Below are 1177 nucleotides of genomic sequence, written 5' to 3'. Positions count from 1 at the left end.
TAAGACTTAATATAAATGGAAAACAGATAGCAACAACAGAAGACCAGACAATACTCCAGGCGGCCCTTGACAACGGAATAGAAATACCCCACCTGTGCTTCGACGAAAGAATGGAAGCATACGGCGGATGCGGAATGTGCGTCGTTGAAATAGAAGGAATGCCCAAGCTTGTAAGATCATGTGCGACAAAGGTAACAGACGGCATGGTGATAACAACAAACACCGACAGGACAGTGGCGGCGAGAAAGACAGCCCTGTCAATGCTGGTATCCGACCACAGGGGGGACTGCCGTGCACCCTGCATGATGGAATGCCCTGCCCACACGGACATCCAGGGATACGTGGGACTTACGGCAAACGGCCAGTTCCAGGAAGCCCTCCAGCTCATAAAGCAGGACCTTCCAATACCCGCATCCATAGGAAGGGTATGCCCCCATCCATGTGAAAGTGCATGCAGAAGAGACATAATAGAAGACCCCATATCAGTAGCCGCAATAAAGACCTTCGTAGCCGACAAGGACCTCTTCGAAAGGGAAGAAGGACCCTACATGCCGGAGCTTGCACCTGAAACAGGAAAGAAGGTAGCCATCATAGGAGCAGGACCTGCAGGACTTACAGCAGCATACTTCCTGAGAACAATGGGACACGGAGCTGAAATCTTCGAGATGATGGACAAGCCCGGAGGAATGCTCAGATACGGAATACCCCAATACAGACTTCCAAAGGACGTAGTGGACTCTGAAGTAGCGATCATAGAAAACATGGGAGCAAAGATCAACTACAACACGAAGCTGGGAGACGACATAACCCTCGAATACCTGAGAAGCCAGTACGATGCAGTATTCATGGGAATAGGTGCATGGAAAAGCTCGGGAATGAGATGCAAGGGAGAAGAAGCAGAAGGAGTAATAGGCGGAATAGACTTCCTTAGAAAAGTGACAAACAACGAAGAGCTCAAGATAGGCAAGAAAATCTTCGTAGTAGGCGGAGGAAACACTGCAATGGACGTAGCAAGGACAGCAGTGAGACTGGGAGCCGAAGAAGTGAGGGTACTCTACAGAAGAACAGAAGAAGAAATGCCTGCGGAAAAGATAGAAATCCACGAAGCAAAGGAAGAAGGAGTAATCTTCGACTTCCTGGTATCGCCGGTGGAAGTAATCCAGGAAGACGGAAGAGC

At 49.4% G+C, this 1177-nt stretch carries 1 protein-coding gene; it reads left to right on the top strand.

The window, feature by feature from the left end; all coding sequences use genetic code 11:
- The coding region (locus BUB05_RS18370; protein ID WP_139258094.1) for a 2Fe-2S iron-sulfur cluster-binding protein at positions 1–1177 on the top strand (1177 nt) is incomplete at both ends.

The organism is Dethiosulfatibacter aminovorans DSM 17477 (assembly GCF_900142005.1).
In the GTDB taxonomy this organism is placed as follows: Bacteria; Bacillota; Clostridia; order Tissierellales; family Dethiosulfatibacteraceae; genus Dethiosulfatibacter; species Dethiosulfatibacter aminovorans.
This window is presented reverse-complemented; position numbering and strand designations above follow the sequence as displayed.